This is a genomic window from Citrobacter sp. Ca225, assembly GCF_030337175.1.
Classification (GTDB): Bacteria; Pseudomonadota; Gammaproteobacteria; order Enterobacterales; family Enterobacteriaceae; genus Citrobacter_A; species Citrobacter_A amalonaticus.
This window is the reverse complement of record NZ_JAOWCD010000046.1, coordinates 1-19,765: the sequence shown is the minus strand read 5'-3', so window position 1 is coordinate 19,765 and position 19,765 is coordinate 1. Positions and strand designations below refer to the sequence as shown.

General features: G+C 53.5%; 16 protein-coding genes, 2 rRNA genes and 1 pseudogene. 8 read left to right on the top strand and 11 right to left on the bottom strand.

The genetic code is table 11. From position 1 onward, the window contains the following. Positions 1–277: 277 nt before the first annotated feature. From rseC to rseD, 5 genes and pseudogenes are all read right to left on the bottom strand, one after another. Complete coding sequence (gene rseC / locus OGW13_RS02130; protein ID WP_044253150.1) at positions 278–757, bottom strand: SoxR-reducing system protein RseC; 480 nt, start codon at positions 755–757, stop codon at positions 278–280. Next, positions 754–1,710 (bottom strand): sigma-E factor regulatory protein RseB, encoded by a 957-nt coding sequence (rseB, locus tag OGW13_RS02125; protein ID WP_042999715.1) that lies wholly within the window; start codon positions 1,708–1,710, stop codon positions 754–756. The genes rseC and rseB overlap by 4 nt, the downstream gene beginning before the upstream one ends. Then, positions 1,710–2,360, bottom strand: a complete 651-nt coding sequence (gene rseA / locus OGW13_RS02120) for an anti-sigma-E factor RseA (RefSeq protein WP_042999714.1) — start codon at positions 2,358–2,360, stop codon at positions 1,710–1,712. Before rseA ends, rseB begins: the two co-directional genes overlap by 1 nt. 30 nt (positions 2,361–2,390) lie before the next feature. Beyond that, positions 2,391–2,966 (bottom strand): RNA polymerase sigma factor RpoE, encoded by a 576-nt coding sequence (rpoE, locus tag OGW13_RS02115; protein WP_000003307.1) that lies wholly within the window; start codon positions 2,964–2,966, stop codon positions 2,391–2,393. After that, a pseudogene (gene rseD, locus OGW13_RS02110) lies at positions 2,963–3,128 on the bottom strand (rpoE leader peptide RseD). The gene rpoE and the pseudogene rseD overlap by 4 nt, the downstream one beginning before the upstream one ends. A 261-nt stretch (positions 3,129–3,389) precedes the next feature. On the opposite strand from rseD, the gene nadB reads away from it, so the two are divergent. After that, the gene (gene nadB / locus OGW13_RS02105) at positions 3,390–5,012 is read left to right on the top strand and encodes an L-aspartate oxidase (RefSeq protein WP_044253156.1); all 1,623 of its coding nucleotides are present in this window, start codon (positions 3,390–3,392) and stop codon (positions 5,010–5,012) included. Here the strand turns inward: nadB and trmN are convergent. Next, positions 4,997–5,734, bottom strand: a complete 738-nt coding sequence (trmN, locus tag OGW13_RS02100) for a tRNA(1)(Val) (adenine(37)-N(6))-methyltransferase TrmN (RefSeq protein WP_044253159.1) — start codon at positions 5,732–5,734, stop codon at positions 4,997–4,999. The genes nadB and trmN overlap by 16 nt on opposite strands. Positions 5,735–5,865: 131 nt before the next feature. Between trmN and srmB the strand changes: the two genes are divergently transcribed. Further along, positions 5,866–7,200 (top strand): ATP-dependent RNA helicase SrmB, encoded by a 1,335-nt coding sequence (gene srmB / locus OGW13_RS02095; RefSeq protein ID WP_042999711.1) that lies wholly within the window; start codon positions 5,866–5,868, stop codon positions 7,198–7,200. Positions 7,201–7,244: 44 nt separating this feature from the next. On the opposite strand, the gene grcA is transcribed toward srmB, so the two are convergent. Further along, on the bottom strand, positions 7,245–7,628 hold the full coding sequence (gene grcA / locus OGW13_RS02090; protein WP_044253162.1) for an autonomous glycyl radical cofactor GrcA: 384 nt from the start codon (positions 7,626–7,628) through the stop codon (positions 7,245–7,247). A gap of 317 nt (positions 7,629–7,945) precedes the next feature. Between grcA and ung the strand changes: the two genes are divergently transcribed. Beyond that, on the top strand, positions 7,946–8,635 hold the full coding sequence (gene ung / locus OGW13_RS02085) for a uracil-DNA glycosylase (protein ID WP_042999709.1): 690 nt from the start codon (positions 7,946–7,948) through the stop codon (positions 8,633–8,635). Positions 8,636–8,668: 33 nt separating this feature from the next. Here ung and OGW13_RS02080 read toward each other — a convergent pair whose 3' ends face one another. Then, entirely contained in the window at positions 8,669–9,706 is a 1,038-nt protein-coding gene (locus OGW13_RS02080) for a tRNA/rRNA methyltransferase (RefSeq protein ID WP_042999708.1), read from the bottom strand. A 206-nt stretch (positions 9,707–9,912) separates the two neighbouring features. On the opposite strand from OGW13_RS02080, the gene trxC reads away from it, so the two are divergent. From trxC to OGW13_RS02050, 5 genes are all read left to right on the top strand, one after another. Continuing rightward, positions 9,913–10,332, top strand: coding sequence for a thioredoxin TrxC (trxC, locus tag OGW13_RS02075; protein ID WP_042999707.1), 420 nt, complete (start codon positions 9,913–9,915; stop codon positions 10,330–10,332). 68 nt (positions 10,333–10,400) lie between these two features. Then, positions 10,401–11,099, top strand: coding sequence for a tRNA-uridine aminocarboxypropyltransferase (gene tapT / locus OGW13_RS02070; RefSeq protein ID WP_287115539.1), 699 nt, complete (start codon positions 10,401–10,403; stop codon positions 11,097–11,099). Between the two features lie 35 nt (positions 11,100–11,134). Beyond that, the gene (locus tag OGW13_RS02065; RefSeq protein ID WP_058586971.1) at positions 11,135–13,795 is read left to right on the top strand and encodes a bifunctional acetate--CoA ligase family protein/GNAT family N-acetyltransferase; all 2,661 of its coding nucleotides are present in this window, start codon (positions 11,135–11,137) and stop codon (positions 13,793–13,795) included. A 113-nt stretch (positions 13,796–13,908) separates the two neighbouring features. Next, positions 13,909–15,264 (top strand): CDP-diacylglycerol--serine O-phosphatidyltransferase, encoded by a 1,356-nt coding sequence (gene pssA / locus OGW13_RS02055; RefSeq protein WP_044253171.1) that lies wholly within the window; start codon positions 13,909–13,911, stop codon positions 15,262–15,264. A gap of 41 nt (positions 15,265–15,305) precedes the next feature. Further along, positions 15,306–15,632, top strand: coding sequence for a YfiM family lipoprotein (locus OGW13_RS02050; protein WP_054176525.1), 327 nt, complete (start codon positions 15,306–15,308; stop codon positions 15,630–15,632). On the opposite strand, the gene OGW13_RS02045 is transcribed toward OGW13_RS02050, so the two are convergent. The 3 genes from OGW13_RS02045 to OGW13_RS02035 all read right to left on the bottom strand — a co-directional run. Beyond that, complete coding sequence (locus OGW13_RS02045; RefSeq protein WP_042999703.1) at positions 15,629–16,927, bottom strand: MFS transporter; 1,299 nt, start codon at positions 16,925–16,927, stop codon at positions 15,629–15,631. The two genes, OGW13_RS02050 and OGW13_RS02045, sit on opposite strands and share 4 nt — an antisense overlap. A gap of 324 nt (positions 16,928–17,251) precedes the next feature. After that, positions 17,252–17,367, bottom strand: a 5S ribosomal RNA gene (rrf, locus tag OGW13_RS02040). 94 nt (positions 17,368–17,461) lie between these two features. Continuing rightward, positions 17,462–19,765 (bottom strand): 23S ribosomal RNA (locus tag OGW13_RS02035); the annotation flags it as partial.

Sequence of the window (19,765 nt, the reverse complement as noted above, 5' to 3'; positions counted from 1 at the left end):
GTAATTATTGTGCCTTACGCCTGGTTGGACAGGCTTTGAGAAGTCGCTGTTCTGAGCTTAACGTCTGTTTAACTGAAACGCCGCATTCTACACTACAACGCTGAGGCGAGGAAATGTTCATAAAGTCAGGATAGCGGGAACTGGAAACGGCATCGCTTTTCTGATGTAAAACATCGTAAGAGAAGCATGATGCCCGATGGCGCAAGCTTATCGGGTCTACTGGACTTGCTGACCGTTTGTAAGTCGGATAAGGCGAAACCGCCATCCGGCAAGAATATCATGGTGCCGTTTCGGTGGAGGGCGTTTCAACGCGAATCGTACTGGATGGGAGAGCAACATTAAGAATAACGGGTTGCCAGGCTTCGCGTTCAGCCAGCTTGCGGGAATAGCCACGGGCAATCAGGAATCCGCCGACGCCGCCCAGTATCGCGCCGCTTAACGCCGCGAGATCTGAGCCAAACAGCACCTGAAACAGGGAGGCGATGAGGAATAACCCCACCAGCGGCGACAGATAAACCAGCATGGCGGAACCTAACAGACTGCCTTCGGCAATCCCCAGCTCCACTTTCTGCCCAGGTTCTAACGGCACATCGCTCGCCACCACAATGGTATGCGTGGTCTGCGGCCCGAGTTTATTCAGCACGCGGGTGCCACATCCTGAACGTGAAGCGCAGCTGCTGCAGGACGCTTTCACATCACAGCTCACCAATGCCTCACCGTTTTGCCATGACACCACGGTAGCCCACTCTTTGATCATTGCGCGGCTCCGAACTTAATGGTGTCGGCAATGCGCTTCGCTGTCTGCGGCGGCAATTCACCCACGATGGTAATTTCCGCGTTGTCGCGTACGCTGGTGCTGACCGTTCTGCGCCCGGTGCGCAGCATCTGGTCGGTGCTGGCCTGAGTTGCCCGATTGACGTTAATAGAGAAGCTAAACAGACCGTCGGAGTAGAGACGCGATTCAATCGGCATGTTGTCCATCGTTGGCAACGGTCTGCGCCCGCTGGACACTTCGCTAAACCCTTTCGGAAGCCATGTCGGATTCCAGCTGAATTTGGCTTTTTCACCCGCCGGAACAGAGAGCAGCGGCGGCAAACTGGCTTTCGCCAGCGTCTGCATGCCGCTACCGGCATCCTGATTCACGGTGAAGGCAATCACCCGGAATTGCTCTAACGTTTCGCCATCGCGATCGAGGAGATCGACCCGCATCGGCAGCTTCGTTTCCGTATCCATCCAGACAATATAGCTGTAACGCGTACCATCACGCGCGACCACGCGAATCACTTCGCACAGGCGATCGGCAATTCGGGTACGACCCACAGCAATAAAATCATAGTAGGGAGCAAGACGTTTGAAATCGGTATAGATAAGCGACGGCAGGGAGTCGACGATGTAGTCACCGTTCAGAGTGAACGGTTCAAGTCCAGGCTCGAAGTAGCTAATTTCATTTCCGCGCTGGACCACTTCACGACGCGGACCATCCATTTGCAGCAGCTGCGCAAGCGGACGATTTTCCAGGCGAGCATGGCGATAACGCAGAGACTCAACGCCTTGTTTCGTGATGCTGACGAATGACAGCTCGTAATTGAGTGACTGGCTCGCCACATTCATCTGCTGCAACAACGCCCCGGACGCAGTGTTGGCCGAGGCGTTGACAGAGAAGAACAGGCTACCCGTCACAAGTGACATGGCAAACCAAAGTTGCTTCATTACTGCGATTGCGTTCCTAAAGTTTGAATTCCTGGCACCTGAACAGCGGCTTGCTGTGTCTGTGCCTGCTCAAACTGAAGCTGTTCGGAGTGCAGTCGGCGTTGCAGTTCGTAATCCTGCAACATGGCGTTGATCCGACGACGCTGCTCCTGTACCTGCTGCTGTTGCCCACCATTCGCGGTCGCATCAGAAGGTACTCCCAGGCTTACCGGGCTGGCTTTACCCATCATCGGCAAAGTATTAAAGACCGGCGTTTCAGGCTGCTGGGACGTTTCAGATTGTCCATTATAGTGCTGGACACCAACGATAACTGCAAGCGATACGCACGCGGCAACGCCCATTTGGGTAAGTTGCGCGGCCCACGGACGCATTTTTTTCCAGAATGGCATTTTCTGCCATTGCTGCGGCGCAGGCTGGGCCTCTGGAATGAATGGCACCGTATTGCGTACCGGCTCATCTTCAATAGCGGCCATTACGCGAGCGGAAATATCGAAATGAAGCACCTCAGGTGTATCACCCCGCATTGAATCACGGATCAGGTGATAGCTTTCCCAGGTTTTTTGCATATCCGAATCGTGAGCCAGTTCGTTAAGCAACTCACTATCCAGCGTCTCGCCATCCATTAAAGCGGAAAGTTTTTCTTTCTGCATGCCTAATACCTTTTCCAGTATCCGCTATCGTCAACGCCTGATAAGCGGTTGAACTTTATTATCAATAGCTTCCCGCGCTCGGAAGATACGTGAACGCACCGTACCCACCGGACAATCCATGATAGCGGCTATCTCTTCATAGCTCAGGCCATCCAGCTCCCGCAAGGTTATTGCCATACGTAAATCTTCCGGGAGGGACTCAATAGTTCGGAAAACTATCTGTCTCAGTTCTTCTGACAACATTAAGTTCTCAGGGTTCGAAATTTCTTTCAGCGCACCGCCACTTTCGAAGTTTTCTGCTTCAATCGCATCAACATCGCTTGATGGCGGACGACGCCCCTGAGCCACCAGGTAATTCTTCGCTGTATTCACCGCAATGCGATACAGCCAGGTATAAAAAGCACTATCTCCCCGGAACGAGTCCAGCGCACGGTAGGCTTTAATAAATGATTCTTGCACCACATCGGGAACATCGCCCGACGGGACATAACGGGAAACCAGACTCGCCACTTTATGCTGGTAGCGTACTACCAGTAAATTGAAGGCTTTCTGATCTCCCTTCTGGACCCGTTCAACCAGGACCTGGTCCGTTAACTGCTCGCTCATCCGAGGTAAAGTCTCCCCAAACCAAATTTCCACGCGTTCGCGAAACGCCACTCCATTAGCTGCACTATGAGCAAGCAACAGGTTAGAGTGTCTCGTTTTTGTAAAGTTCCGTTACGCATCTGTTTTTTGTTTGTCATGTTGTAGACGGTCATTATCTCTCATTATAAGTCTACCGAGTCTGAACAACGCACTATCTTTAAAAATGCCCATAAACCGGTTGCAGAGTAACCCAACGGCCACTTTATTTCATCCTCTAATCTGATGCTTACGGCCCGCCGCGCAAAATGGTTTCCCCACCTGACATCCTTTTACATCGCACCGTTTTGTTTAGTCATTACAACAACACTGAAAATAAAACGTGCTGAATCGCAGATTCTGGTGCTATGCTGGCCAAACACTGTTTAGTACATTAAACAAAATATCATGAAAACTACGCCTGAACTTTCTTGTGACGTGTTAATTATTGGTAGCGGCGCTGCCGGACTCTCGCTGGCGCTGCGCCTGGCTGAAAAGCACCAGGTTATCGTGCTGAGTAAAGGTCCCGTCAGCGAAGGCTCCACTTTCTATGCGCAGGGCGGGATTGCCGCCGTTTTCGATGAAACCGACAGCATTGATTCACATGTCGAAGATACGCTCATTGCCGGCGCCGGTATTTGCGATCGCCATGCGGTGGAGTTTGTCGCCAGCAACGCCCGCCCCTGCGTACAGTGGTTGATTGATCAGGGGGTGCTATTTGATACCCAGGTGCAGCCTAACGGTGAAGAGAGTTACCATCTGACGCGTGAAGGTGGTCATAGCCATCGTCGCATTTTGCATGCCGCTGATGCCACCGGTAAAGAGGTGGAAACCACGCTGGTCAGCAAGGCGCAAAGCCATCCGAACATCCGGGTACTGGAACGCAGTAATGCCGTCGATTTAATCATCTCCGACAAAATTGGCCTGCCCGGCACACGACGCGTCGTGGGGGCATGGGTCTGGAACCGGAATAAAGAGGCGGTGGAAACCTGTCACGCGAAGTCTGTCGTGCTGGCGACCGGCGGCGCATCAAAGGTGTATCAATATACAACCAATCCGGACATTTCCTCCGGAGACGGTATTGCGATGGCCTGGCGTGCGGGATGCCGGGTTGCGAATCTCGAATTTAATCAGTTCCACCCTACCGCGCTGTATCATCCCCAGGCACGTAATTTCCTGCTTACCGAAGCGCTGCGCGGAGAAGGTGCTCATCTAAAACGCCCGGACGGCACGCGGTTTATGCCAGACTTTGACGCGCGAGGGGAACTGGCGCCGCGCGATATTGTCGCCCGCGCTATCGACCATGAAATGAAGCGTCTCGGTGCGGACTGTATGTTCCTTGATATCAGCCATAAGCCAGAAGCCTTTGTGCGTCAGCATTTCCCGATGATTTACGAAAAGCTGCTGGGGCTGGGTATCGACCTGACCAAAGAACCAGTGCCCATCGTGCCAGCAGCACACTACACCTGCGGCGGCGTGATGGTTGACGACTTTGGTCGTACCGATGTGGACGGCCTGTATGCGATCGGGGAAGTGAGCTACACCGGCCTGCACGGCGCGAACCGGATGGCCTCAAACTCGCTGCTGGAGTGTCTGGTGTACGGCTGGTCCGCAGCGGAAGATATCGACAGACGAATGCCTTACGCCCGTGGCGTAAGCGCCCTGCCCGCCTGGGATGAAAGTCGCGTGGACAACCCTGACGAACTGGTGGTGATTCAGCATAACTGGCATGAGCTGCGGCTGTTTATGTGGGACTACGTGGGGATTGTGCGCACCACCAAACGTCTGGAGCGGGCCCTGCGTCGTATCACTATGTTACAACAGGAGATCGACGAATATTACGCCCATTTCCGCGTCTCGAATAATTTGCTGGAGTTACGCAACCTGGTTCAGGTCGCCGAGCTGATTGTGCGCTGTGCGATGATGCGCAAAGAGAGCCGCGGTCTGCACTACACGCTCGATTATCCGGCACTGCTGGAGGAATCTGGCCCATCTGTGCTCTCGCCGTTAACGGCTCACATGAACAGATAAAATGCCTGGGTCAGCGCCGTATAACCTTCGGAGTAACGCTGATCCGGCCCGCGAATCACCAGCCTGTCGCTAAAGCATTCCCCCTTCTTAGGGGAGAATGCCAGCAGCACCCGATGCGGCAACCGCGCCTCCGTTTCAGCAACGTCGGTGCGTAGCCGTAAATGCCAGCCCATATTTAACGCCTGCTGCGTGAAGGTATTGCCGATATTTTCCGGCAACACAACGCACAAGAACCCCTCTTCCGTGATCAGCCCCGTCGCCGTCGCTAACAGCGCAGAATGATCCAGCATCGTGGTATAACGCGCCTGTTCCCGCTGCGGTGTAGCACACTCGACGCCCTGCTCGTAATACGGCGGGTTACTGATGATAAGGTCATATTTAACGGTCTGCCGTGCCGCCCAATGTTGGACATCTTCCGCCTGCACCGTTACCCGATCCGCCCACGGCGACTGGGTAACGTTTTCTTGCGCCTGCGCGGCGGCGTCGCTATCCAGTTCAACGGCATCAACGGTGACGCTTTCATCAGTACGCTGCGCCAGCATCAGCGCCAACAGTCCGCTGCCGGTACCGATATCGAGGATCCGCTTTACGCCCGCCACCGGTGCCCATGCCCCTAACAGAATCCCATCTGTTCCGACTTTCATCGCACAACGATCGTGCGCGACAAAAAACTGTTTAAAAGTAAATCCATTACGACGAAGGACGGATGTAGACTGAGGCATGAATTAAAAACCTTGCAGGAAAAACGGCAACAGCACCTGGTGAAAACAATACCTGAGAAGCGATATCCATACAAACAGATGAAGATTGCAGCCGTAACGTCTATAATCAGCGCCCCACACAGAGGTAGAACATGACTGTAACGACTTTTTCCGAACTTGAACTCGATGAAAGCCTGCTGGATGCCCTCCAGGAAAAAGGTTTCACTCGCCCGACCGCCATTCAGGCTGCCGCCATTCCGCCTGCACTCGAAGGCCGTGACGTACTCGGTTCTGCGCCGACAGGCACCGGTAAAACGGCGGCGTATTTGCTGCCAGCGTTGCAGCACCTGCTCGACTTCCCGCGTAAAAAATCCGGTCCGCCACGTATTTTGATCCTGACTCCGACTCGCGAACTGGCGATGCAGGTCGCCGATCATGCCCGTGAACTGGCCAAAAACACCCATCTGGATATCGCGACAATTACCGGCGGCGTAGCCTACATGAACCACGCCGAAGTGTTCAGCGAAAACCAGGATATCGTGGTCGCCACCACCGGGCGTCTGCTGCAGTATATTAAAGAAGAGAATTTTGACTGCCGCGCCGTGGAAACGCTGATCCTCGACGAAGCCGACCGAATGCTGGATATGGGCTTTGCCCAGGACATCGAGCACATCGCCGGGGAAACGCGCTGGCGCAAACAGACGATGCTGTTCTCCGCCACGCTGGAAGGCGATGCGATTAAAGATTTTGCCGAACGTCTGCTGGAAGAGCCAGTCGAAGTCTCCGCTACGCCATCCACCCGCGAACGTAAGAAGATCCACCAGTGGTATTACCGCGCGGATAACGTCGAACATAAATTCGAACTGCTGAAGCACCTGCTGAAGCAAGACGACGCCACCCGTACCATTGTGTTTGTCCGCAAGCGCGAGCGCGTGCACGAACTGGCTGAAAAGCTGCGTCTGGCGGGGATCAACAACTGCTATCTCGAAGGTGAGATGGCGCAGATCAAGCGTAACGAAGGCATTAAGCGTCTTACTGACGGTCGCGTTAACGTGCTGGTCGCCACCGATGTTGCCGCACGCGGGATCGATATTCCTGACGTCAGCCACGTGATTAACTTCGACATGCCGCGTAGCGGAGACACCTATCTGCACCGCATTGGCCGTACTGGCCGCGCCGGTCGCAAGGGCACCGCAATCTCGCTGGTCGAAGCGCACGATCACCTGCTGCTGCTGAAAATTGGTCGCTACATTGAAGAACCGCTGAAATCCAGGGTGATTGATGAATTGCGCCCAACCTCACGCGCTCCGAGCGAAAAGATGACGGGCAAACCGTCGAAAAAAGCACTCGCGAAACGTGAAGAGAAGAAAAAAGAGAAAGACAAAGATAAACCGCGCGTGAAGAAACGCCATCGCGATACCAGGAACATTGGTAAACGTCGCAAGCCGAGTACGGCAACGACGCCGCAGGAGTCAAACGAAGAATAAAAAAACGCCGGGATTTCCCGGCGTTTTTATTTAAACGTTAAGCCTTACAGGCTTTCAGTAAAGGTACGAGCGATAACGTCGCGCTGTTGTTCCGGCGTCAGTGAGTTAAAGCGCACGGCATAACCCGAAACACGGATAGTCAGCTGCGGGTATTTTTCCGGATGCTTAACCGCATCTTCCAGCGTTTCACGACGCAAAACGTTAACGTTCAGGTGCTGGCCACCTTCCACACGAACTTCCGGTTTCACTTCCATCGGAATTTCGCGGTACTCAATTTCACCCAGTTTGCTGACCGCTACCACTTCATCTTCGGCAAAACCGGCTTTCGCTGCGATGCAACGCGCTTCGCCTTTTTCGCTGTCCAGCAGCCAGAAGGAATTCAGCAGATCGTCATTAGCGGCTTTAGTAATCTGGATACCTGTAATCATTGTGATGCCTCCCCGGCAAAGTATTTGATTAGGGTTGGCCGGCTCGCGGCCAATTGGTAAAACCATTGTTGCTTGAGTGTATATATACCCCCCTAACACCCTCGATTCATTGATTTAAATCAATAAAATCCACACGACAAATAGGGGAATGAGATGATTTTATTGTTTTACATCAACTTACGCCATGTGAAGACATAAACTTTTTACACAAATTTTCAACTTTATTAAGTGCATAGCGCACATCATCGCGGAGAGAATTTTGCGCCGTTGAAAGAAGCAGTTAAGCTATGACGATCGAGAATTCGCAGGAGAGCGAGATGGCCACTGAATTAACCTGGCACGATGTGCTGGCTGAAGAGAAACAGCAGCCCTACTTTATCAATACGCTGCATACCGTCGCCGGAGAGCGTCAGTCCGGGATCACGGTTTATCCGCCGCAAAAAGATGTGTTCAATGCGTTTCGCTTCACCGAGCTGGGTGATGTCAAGGTCGTGATCCTTGGACAGGATCCCTACCACGGTCCCGGGCAGGCGCATGGTCTGGCGTTTTCTGTCCGCCCCGGTATTGCTACTCCTCCTTCGCTGCTGAATATGTATAAGGAACTGGAGGGGTCGATCCCCGGTTTCACTCGTCCTGCCCACGGTTATCTGGAAAGCTGGGCGCATCAGGGCGTTCTGCTGCTTAATACGGTATTAACCGTGCGGGCGGGTCAAGCGCACTCTCATGCCAGTCTGGGATGGGAAACGTTCACCGATAAAGTGATCGGCCTGATTAATCAACATCGTGAAGGGGTGGTTTTTCTGCTCTGGGGCTCTCATGCGCAGAAGAAAGGCGCGATCATTGATCAAAAACGTCATCATGTCCTGAAAGCGCCTCATCCTTCACCGCTCTCGGCGCATCGTGGATTTTTTGGCTGTAACCATTTTGTGTTGGCGAATCAGTGGTTGGAACAACGCGGCGAGAAGCCGATTGACTGGATGCCCGTTTTACCGGCGGAGAGCGAATAAAAAAAATGCCAGCGAATCGCTGGCATTTTTCCATCAGGCTTTGTTCTGACGCCACCATTCGGCAAGCAGCACACCGGTTGCCACCGAGACGTTCAGGCTTTCAACATTCCCCGTACCGTCGATTTTAACGCACAGATCGCTGGCATCGCGCGCCGCATCCGGCAAACCGTCAACGTCCTGACCTAACACCAGGACGATTTTCTCTGGCAGTTCAGTTTTAAACAGCGGCTTACCGCGTTCGCTGGACGTTGTCACCACGGTGTAACCCGCCTGACGGAAATCATCCAACACATCAACGATGCTGTCGCCGGTAATCGGCTGAACGTGTTCGGCACCACCTTCTGCGGTACGAATCGCCGCACCGGACTCCAGCAGCGCCGCATCCTGCACCACTACGCCTTTCACACCGAAGTGCGCGCAGCTACGCATCATGCCACCGAGGTTGTGCGGGTTAGAAATAGCTTCCAGCGCTAACACACAGTCCTGCGCGCCCGCCTGGCTTACCCACTGTTTCACCGTCGTGCCGTTACGTTTTTTAATCAGGAAGCAGACACCGCCGTGATGTTCGGTACCTGAAGCTTTCGCCAGTTCCGCTTCATCAACCACATGGTACGCTTTGCGGTTTGCCGCCATCCAGCGTAATGCTTCTTTGAAGCGCGGCGTGACGCTCTGAATGAACCAGGCGCGGACAATCGCGTCCGGGCGACTCTGGAACAGGGCCTGACAGGCATTTTCACCGTAAACGCGGGTCTCTTCTGCACGTTGACGACGTAAGACTTCAGGATCGATAAAGCTTTTACCGCTGATACCACCGTGATCGGCTTTTTCAGGCGATTCATCACCCGGCGCGCGGGACACGGTCCGCCACGGTGAGTCTTCACGCTTGCGATCGCGGTTCTGAGGGGTTCTTTCATCGCGGGCGGGGCGACGGCCACCGTCGGCACGAGATTTTCCTGGACGCCCGCCACCTTTCCCGGTACGCGGGTTATGGGTACGTTTATCAGAATCATCATCACTGCGGACATACATCACTTTGACCTTGCCGCTTTTGTTTTTCAATTCATCGTTCATGCTTTTCTCCACCAGCGCTGCGCGAAGCGCGCAGATTACCCGATGTGCGCCAGGTTAGCCATTATTTCATTTAAAAGCTTATGACTATTGTACTCATTGAATAAAACAGATTGTCGTTTAAAACAGTCTCATCGATAATATGTAACATATTAGAAACATACCGGCGTCTCTGCCGTTCAATACCCCGACGCATCCAGAGGTTAGTTATGAATACCGTTTGTACCAGCTGCCAGGCCATCAACCGCATTCCCGACGATCGGGTTGAGGATGCGGCAAAATGCGGACGCTGTGGTCACGACCTGTTCGACGGGGAGGTGATCAATGCGACCGGTGAAACACTGGATAAACTGCTCAAAGACGATCTGCCCGTCGTAATCGATTTCTGGGCACCATGGTGCGGCCCATGCCGTAACTTCGCCCCGATCTTTGAAGATGTTGCCGAAGAACGCAGCGGCAAAGTTCGCTTCGTGAAGATCAACACGGAAGCGGAACGTGAGCTTAGCGCACGCTTTGGTATCCGTAGTATTCCCACCATTATGATCTTCAAAAACGGTCAGGTTGTCGACATGCTGAACGGCGCGGTTCCCAAAGCGCCATTTGATAGTTGGCTGAACGAGTCACTGTAAACTCTGCGGGGCGCATCTTGTGCCCCGTTTTCACCTCTGCGACAATAGCGTTTTTCAACGCATTCTCTATGATTGAAAACGCTGTTCTCACGCTTCGCGCTGAACGTCTGGCGCGCGCCACTCGCCCTTTTCTCGCCCGAGGCAATCGTATTCGTCGCTGCCAGCGCTGCTTGCTGCCGCTGAAACTTTGCCTGTGCGCGACGCTGTCGCCTTCTCAGGCAACGAGCCGTTTTTGTCTGGTGATGTTTGATACTGAACCGATGAAACCGAGCAATACCGGGCGTCTGATCGCCGATATTTTACCGGATACTGCCGCGTTTCAGTGGTCGCGGACAGAACCACCGCAGGCCTTGCTGGATCTGGTGAAAAGCCCGGCGTATCAGCCGATGGTGGTATTCCCCGCCTCCTATGCCGATGCTGAACGTGTGGTGATTTCCACTCCACCGACAGGTAAGCCTCCGCTGTTTATTATGCTCGACGGCACCTGGCCGGAAGCGCGTAAGATGTTCCGTAAAAGCCCGTATCTCGACTCTCTCCCCGTGATCTCGGTGGATCTGTCGCGGTTGTCGGCCTATCACCTGCGTGAAGTCCATGCCGAAGGGCAGTACTGTACCGCTGAAGTCGCCATTGCGCTGTTGGATCTGGCCGGTGATACAGATGCAGCAAGCAGCCTCGGCGAGCACTTTACCCGTTTTAAAACGCGCTACCTCGCGGGAAAAACCCAACATCAGGGAAGCATCACAGCAGAATCAGCAGAAAGCGTTTAGAATCATTCGGTCACTTCTGTGTAAGGGAAACCGGTATGAGTCAGCGAGGACTGGAAGCACTTCTGCGACCAAAATCGATCGCGGTGATCGGGGCATCGATGAAGCCCAATCGGGCGGGATATCTGATGATGCGCAATCTGCTGGCAGGAGGATTTAACGGTCCCGTTTTGCCGGTAACCCCTGCCTGGAAAGCCGTTCTGGGCGTCCTGGCCTGGCCCGATATTGCCAGTCTGCCCTTCACCCCCGACCTTGCCGTGCTGTGTACCAATGCCAGCCGTAATCTGGCCTTGCTGGAAGCGCTTGGGGAAAAAGGCTGTAAAACCTGCATTATTCTCTCGGCCCCTGGCGCGCAACATGCGGAACTGCTAACCTGTGCGCAACGCTACAACATGCGTCTGCTCGGCCCTAACAGTCTTGGCCTGCTGGCACCCTGGCAGGGGTTGAATGCCAGCTTCTCGCCGGTCCCGATTAAGCGCGGCAAACTGGCCTTTATTTCTCAGTCCGCTGCGGTTTCCAATACCATTCTCGACTGGGCACAGCAGCGGGAAATGGGCTTTTCCTATTTCATTGCCCTCGGCGACAGCCTGGATATTGATGTCGATGAGCTGCTGGATTATCTGGCGCGTGACAGCAAAACCAGCGCTATTTTGCTTTATCTCGAACATCTCAGCGATGCCCGGCACTTTGTATCCGCCGCCCGTAGCGCCGCGCGCAACAAACCCATTCTGGTGATTAAGAGCGGTCGCAGCCCGGCAGCGCAGCGGTTATTGCATACCAGCGCCGGAATGGATCCGGCCTGGGATGCCGCCATCCAGCGCGCCGGTTTGCTGCGCGTGAAAGATACCCATGAGCTCTTTTCCGCAGTGGAAACGCTCAGCCATATGCGTCCTCTGCGCGGTGACAGGCTGATGATCATCAGTAACGGTGCCGCGCCTGCGGCGCTTGCGCTTGATCAACTTTGGTCCCGCAACGGCAAGCTCGCCATGCTGAGTGAAGAGACCAGCCAGAAACTGCGCGATGCTCTGCCTGCCCATGTCGAGATCGCCAACCCACTGGACCTGCGTGACGATGCCAGCATTGAACATTACACCCGAACGCTGGACATTCTGCTCGCCAGCCAGGACTTTGACGCACTGATGGTGATTCACTCCCCCAGTGCCGCCGCCCCCGCCACTGAGTGTGCACAAACGCTGATTGGAACCGTTAAGCACCACCCGCGTGGAAAATTTGTCTCGCTATTGACCAACTGGTGTGGCGAGTTTTCCTCTCAGGAAGCCCGTAGACTGTTCAGTGAAGCCGGACTCCCTACCTATCGTACTCCGGAAGGGACGATCACTGCATTTATGCATATGGTCGAATACCGGCGCAACCAGAAACAGCTGCGTGAAACGCCAGCCCTGCCCAGCAATCTGACCTCCAACACGGCCCAGGCGCATGATCTGCTTCAGCAGGCGATTGCCGATGGAGCAACCTCACTCGATACCCATGAGGTTCAGCCGATCCTGCAGGCTTATGGATTACATACGCTCCCGACCTGGATTGCCGGCGACAGCATCGAGGCCGTCCATATTGCAGAACAGATTGGCTACCCGGTCGCGCTGAAGCTGCGTTCACCGGACATCCCGCACAAATCTGAAGTTCAGGGCGTAATGCTCTACCTGCGTACGGCAAACGAAGTTCAACAGGCAGCCAATGCAATTATTGATCGTGTGAAAATGACCTGGCCACAGGCGCGGATCCACGGTCTGCTGGTGCAAAGTATGGCGAACCGTGCGGGAGCGCAGGAACTGCGCGTGGTGGTTGAGCACGATCCCGTATTTGGCCCATTGATCATGTTGGGTGAAGGCGGCGTTGAGTGGCGGCCTGAAGAGCAGGCCGTGGTGGCATTACCGCCGCTAAACATGAACCTGGCGCGTTATTTAGTGATTCAGGCGATCAAGAATAAAAAGATCCGTGGCCGCAGTGCGCTGCGCCCGTTGGATGTCGCGGGGTTAAGTCAGTTGCTGGTTCAGGTCTCAAACCTGATTGTCGACTGCCCGGAGATCCAGCGTCTGGATATTCACCCGCTGCTGGCCTCCGCCGGTGAGTTTACCGCCCTGGATGTCACGCTGGATATCGCCCCATTCGAGGGCGATAACGAAAGTCGTCTTGCCATTCGCCCCTATCCGCATCAACTGGAAGAGTGGGTGGATATGAAAAATGGCGAGCAATGTCTGTTCCGTCCTATCCTGCCAGAAGATGAACCCCAGCTTCAGCAGTTTATTTCCCAGGTCACCAAAGAAGATCTTTATTACCGCTATTTCAGCGAGATCAATGAATTTACTCATGAAGATTTAGCCAACATGACGCAAATCGACTACGATCGGGAAATGGCGTTTGTTGCGGTGAGGCGCGTAGAACGAACGGAAGAGATCCTGGGAGTGACGCGAGCGATCTCCGATCCGGATAATATTGATGCGGAATTTGCCGTACTGGTTCGTTCCGATCTCAAAGGGTTAGGATTGGGTCGTCGATTGCTGGAAAAATTGATTACCTATACACGAGATCACGGACTGAGAAGGCTGAATGGTATTACGATGCCAAATAATCGTGGCATGGTCGCGCTGGCGCGTAAGCTTGGGTTTAGCGTGGATATCCAGCTCGAAGAGGGAATCGTCGGGCTGTCGCTGGATCTGGCTCCGCCCGAGGAATCGTGAGTAAGGTACTGGAAATGTTGACCACTTTAACGGGGACGGTGTTATCATTGCCCGCTTATGTCGTCTGCATAGCACAGAGGACCCTTCAATGAACAGAGAAGAAATGCACTGTGATGTTGTCAAAATTTAAGCGTAATAAACATCAACAACACCTTGCCCAACTACCTAAGATTTCTCAATCAGTTGATGATGTCGATTTCTTTTATGCTCCCGCCAGGTTCAGGGAGACCCTGCTGGAAAAGATAGCCAGCGCGAAGCAGCGCATTTGCATTATTGCCCTGTATCTGGAACAGGATGACGGTGGCAAAGGCATTCTTAGCGCGCTTTACGAGGCGAAACGGCAGCGTCCTGAGTTGGATGTTCGGGTACTCGTCGACTGGCATCGTGCGCAGCGTGGACGTATTGGCGCGGCAGCATCCAATACCAACGCCGACTGGTATTGCCGAATGGCGCATGAAAATCCGGGTGTCGATGTGCCGGTATACGGTGTGCCGATCAATACCCGCGAAGCCCTTGGCGTGCTGCACTTTAAAGGCTTTATCATTGATGATAGCGTCCTGTACAGCGGCGCCAGTCTTAACGATGTCTATCTGCATCAGCACGATAAATATCGCTATGACCGCTATCAGCTAATCCGCAACGCCAGAATGGCAGACATCATGTTCGAGTGGGTGACCCAGAACCTGATGAACGGTCGTGGCGTAAATCGTCTGGATAATACCCAGCGTCCGAAAAGCCCGGAGATTAAAAACGACATTCGTTTATACCGCCAGGAGCTTCGTGACGCGGCTTATCACTTCCAGGGCGATGCCGATAATGAACAGCTGTCCGTGACGCCATTGGTCGGTCTGGGGAAATCCAGCCTGCTGAACAAAACCATTTTCCACCTTATGCCCTGTGCGGAGCATAAGCTCACGATTTGCACCCCCTATTTCAACCTGCCAGCAATTCTTGTTCGCAACATCATTCAACTGCTGCGCGAAGGGAAGAAAGTTGAGATCATTGTGGGGGATAAAACCGCCAACGATTTTTATATCCCGGAAAATGAACCATTTAAGATAATTGGCGCATTGCCCTATCTCTATGAGATTAACCTGCGTCGTTTCCTGAGTCGTTTGCAGTATTACGTCAATACCGATCAACTGGTCGTTCGCTTGTGGAAAGATGACGACAATACCTACCATCTCAAAGGGATGTGGATCGATGACAAGTGGATGCTGCTGACCGGGAACAACCTCAACCCGCGCGCCTGGCGTCTGGATCTGGAAAATGCAATCCTGATCCACGATCCTAAGCAAGAGCTGGCTGCACAGCGCGAGAAAGAGCTGGCGCTAATTCGTACGCATACCACGGTCGTTAAACACTATCGTGACTTGCAGAGCATTGCCGATTACCCGGTAAAAGTTCGCAAACTGATCCGTCGATTACGTCGTATTCGAATCGACAGGCTGATAAGCCGTATTCTGTAAAAGTGAAACCCCGTCCTGAACGGGGTTTTTCCTATGGGGGCATGGTGCGCGTTATTTTTTTTCTGAGCGCCTTTATTCTGTCAGGCTGTAGCCATATGGCGCAGGATAGCTGGAGTGGGCAGGACAAAGCACAGCACTTTATTGCTTCCGCGATGCTCTCAGCCGCAGGTAATGAGTACGCGCAACATCAGGGAATCAGCCGCGATCACAGTGCGATGATAGGGTTTATGTTCTCGGTCAGTCTGGGGGCGTCAAAGGAGCTTTGGGATAGCCGCCCCGCAGGGAGCGGCTGGAGCTGGAAAGACTTTGCCTGGGATGTCGCCGGTGCAACGACCGGCTATACACTCTGGCAAATGGCGCATCACTAGAGGCGCAGACCTTTCCCTTTACGATGCAACGTCAGCGAAACCAAAAATGCGACGATCGACATAACGGTGACATACCAGAAGAACGACGTTTCCATACCGACAGACTTCAGCGACAGCGCCACATATTCCGCCGAACCACCAAACAGAGCATTCGCCACGGCATAAGAAAGCCCCACTCCTAATGCACGAACCTGTGCCGGGAACATTTCAGCTTTCAATATACCGCTGATCGAGGTGTAGAAACTGACGATCAGCAGCGCGCACATTACCAGACCAAATGCTGCATACGGCGAAGTCACATTCTGAAGTGCGGTCAAAATGGGGACAGTAAACAGGGTTGCCAGCGCGCCGAAACACAGCATGGAGGTACGTCGGCCAATTTTATCTGACAACGCACCAAACAGCGGCTGCACAAGCATATAAACAAATAGCGCCGCCGTCATAATGCCGCTTGCCACATTGGCATGCATACCTGCGGTGTTTACCAGATACTTTTGCATATAGGTAGTGAAGGTATAGAAGCACAGCGATCCCGCCGCGGTGAACCCGAGCACCATGATGAACGCTCTACGGTTACGCCATAACCCTTTCAGCGAGCCCGCCTCTTTCAGCGCACGCGTTTCCTGCTTTGATGTTTCATCCAGTTGACGACGTAACCAGAGCGCCACAATCGCCAGTACTGCGCCTAATGCGAAAGGAATACGCCAGCCCCACTCTCTGAGGGCTGAATCTTCCATAGTCTGCTGTAAGACAACCACAACCAGCAGCGCCAACAGTTGACCACCGATAAGTGTGACGTACTGGAAAGAGGCGTAAAACCCCTTACGGCCCTCGACAGCAACTTCACTCATGTAGGTCGCGCTGGTGCCATACTCCCCACCAACAGATAATCCCTGGAACAAACGCGCCAGCAGTAACAGCGCCGGAGCCCAGGTTCCAATGGTTTCATAACCTGGCAGGCAGGCGATCACCAGCGATCCCAGACACATCATACAAACGGACAAAAGCATGGATTTTTTACGACCATGTTTATCGGCGATACGACCGAATAGCCAACCACCAATCGGACGCATTAAAAACCCGGCCGCAAAAACGCCTGCGGTTTGTAGTAGCTGCGTTGTCGTGTTTCCGGAAGGAAAGAAGATGTGGGCAAAATAGAGCGAGCAAAACGAGTAGACATAGAAATCAAACCATTCGACCAGATTTCCGGATGACGCGCCTACAATTGCCCATATGCGACGACGGGTATCACTATCAGTCAGTGACCCGTTCGCAGTTACACTGCTTTCAGTCATTAAAGTTGTACTCCTGCCAAAGATCCGGTTGTGTTTGCTGTCTTTTTTAGTAAAATAAATGTTATATAATTGTTATATGTTGTTGTGTGACAGCGATCGCGGTTTTAATTAGCAGGGAAAGAATTTAGGAGTAAGCGCAGGGATCAGTTGATGAGATTCATCGTGACGGCGCGCGCAGAGGTTCGACTATTCTGGACGGTCGTGTCCGTTAACCACAGAGCCTCGCCCTGACAGCAGGCCAGATAAGGCAAAGCCACACTCCAAATTTGCAGCGCAGAAACGCAAAAAGCCCATCCGTCAGGATGGGCTCTTCACTTAATTGATGCCTGGCAGTTCCCTACTCTCGCATGGGGAGACCCCACACTACCATCGGCGCTACGGCGTTTCACTTCTGAGTTCGGCATGGGGTCAGGTGGGACCACCGCGCTACAGCCGCCAGGCAAATTCTGTTTATTAACCCGCCTTTCGCCGGTTAATCTAATCTGTAATCACGCTGAAAATTTTCTCAATCCGCCAAAACAGCTTCGGCGTTGTAAGGTTAAGCCTCACGGTTCATTAGTACCGGTTAGCTCAACGCATCGCTGCGCTTACACACCCGGCCTATCAACGTCGTCGTCTTCAACGTTCCTTCAGGACCCTTAAAGGGTCAGGGAGAACTCATCTCGGGGCAAGTTTCGTGCTTAGATGCTTTCAGCACTTATCTCTTCCGCATTTAGCTACCGGGCAGTGCCATTGGCATGACAACCCGAACACCAGTGATGCGTCCACTCCGGTCCTCTCGTACTAGGAGCAGCCCCCCTCAATTCTCCAGCGCCCACGGCAGATAGGGACCGAACTGTCTCACGACGTTCTAAACCCAGCTCGCGTACCACTTTAAATGGCGAACAGCCATACCCTTGGGACCTACTTCAGCCCCAGGATGTGATGAGCCGACATCGAGGTGCCAAACACCGCCGTCGATATGAACTCTTGGGCGGTATCAGCCTGTTATCCCCGGAGTACCTTTTATCCGTTGAGCGATGGCCCTTCCATTCAGAACCACCGGATCACTAAGACCTGCTTTCGCACCTGCTCGCGCCGTCACGCTCGCAGTCAAGCTAGCTTATGCCTTTGCACTAACCTCCTGATGTCCGACCAGGATTAGCTAACCTTCGTGCTCCTCCGTTACTCTTTAGGAGGAGACCGCCCCAGTCAAACTACCCACCAGACACTGTCCGCAACCCGGATTACGGGCCCACGTTAGAACACCAGCCATTAAAGGGTGGTATTTCAAGGATGGCTCCACACGAACTGGCGTCCGCGCTTCAAAGCCTCCCACCTATCCTACACATCAAGGACCAGTGTTCAGTGTCAAGCTATAGTAAAGGTTCACGGGGTCTTTCCGTCTTGCCGCGGGTACACTGCATCTTCACAGCGAGTTCAATTTCACTGAGTCTCGGGTGGAGACAGCCTGGCCATCATTACGCCATTCGTGCAGGTCGGAACTTACCCGACAAGGAATTTCGCTACCTTAGGACCGTTATAGTTACGGCCGCCGTTTACCGGGGCTTCGATCAAGAGCTTCTCCTTACGGATAACCCCATCAATTAACCTTCCGGCACCGGGCAGGCGTCACACCGTATACGTCCACTTTCGTGTTTGCACAGTGCTGTGTTTTTAATAAACAGTTGCAGCCAGCTGGTATCTTCGACTGATTTCAGCTCCACGAGTAAATCGCTTCACCTACATATCAGCGTGCCTTCTCCCGAAGTTACGGCACCATTTTGCCTAGTTCCTTCACCCGAGTTCTCTCAAGCGCCTTGGTATTCTCTACCTGACCACCTGTGTCGGTTTGGGGTACGATCTGATGTTACCTGATGCTTAGAGGCTTTTCCTGGAAGCAGGGCATTTGTTGCTTCAGCACCGTAGTGCCTCGTCATCACGCCTCAGTGTTAAAGTGAACCGGATTTACCTGGAACACACACCTACACGCTTAAACCGGGACAACCGTCGCCCGGCCAACATAGCCTTCTCCGTCCCCCCTTCGCAGTAACACCTGGTACAGGAATATTAACCTGTTTCCCATCGACTACGCCTTTCGGCCTCGCCTTAGGGGTCGACTCACCCTGCCCCGATTAACGTTGGACAGGAACCCTTGGTCTTCCGGCGAGCGGGCTTTTCACCCGCTTTATCGTTACTTATGTCAGCATTCGCACTTCTGATACCTCCAGCATGCCTCACAGCACACCTTCACAGGCTTACAGAACGCTCCCCTACCCAACAACACTTAGTGTCGCTGCCGCAGCTTCGGTGCATGGTTTAGCCCCGTTACATCTTCCGCGCAGGCCGACTCGACCAGTGAGCTATTACGCTTTCTTTAAATGATGGCTGCTTCTAAGCCAACATCCTGGCTGTCTGAGCCTTCCCACATCGTTTCCCACTTAACCATGACTTTGGGACCTTAGCTGGCGGTCTGGGTTGTTTCCCTCTTCACGACGGACGTTAGCACCCGCCGTGTGTCTCCCGTGATAACATTCTCCGGTATTCGCAGTTTGCATCGGGTTGGTAAGCCGGGATGGCCCCCTAGCCGAAACAGTGCTCTACCCCCGGAGATGAATTCACGAGGCGCTACCTAAATAGCTTTCGGGGAGAACCAGCTATCTCCCGGTTTGATTGGCCTTTCACCCCCAGCCACAAGTCATCCGCTAATTTTTCAACATTAGTCGGTTCGGTCCTCCAGTTAGTGTTACCCAACCTTCAACCTGCCCATGGCTAGATCACCGGGTTTCGGGTCTATACCCTGCAACTTAACGCCCAGTTAAGACTCGGTTTCCCTTCGGCTCCCCTATTCGGTTAACC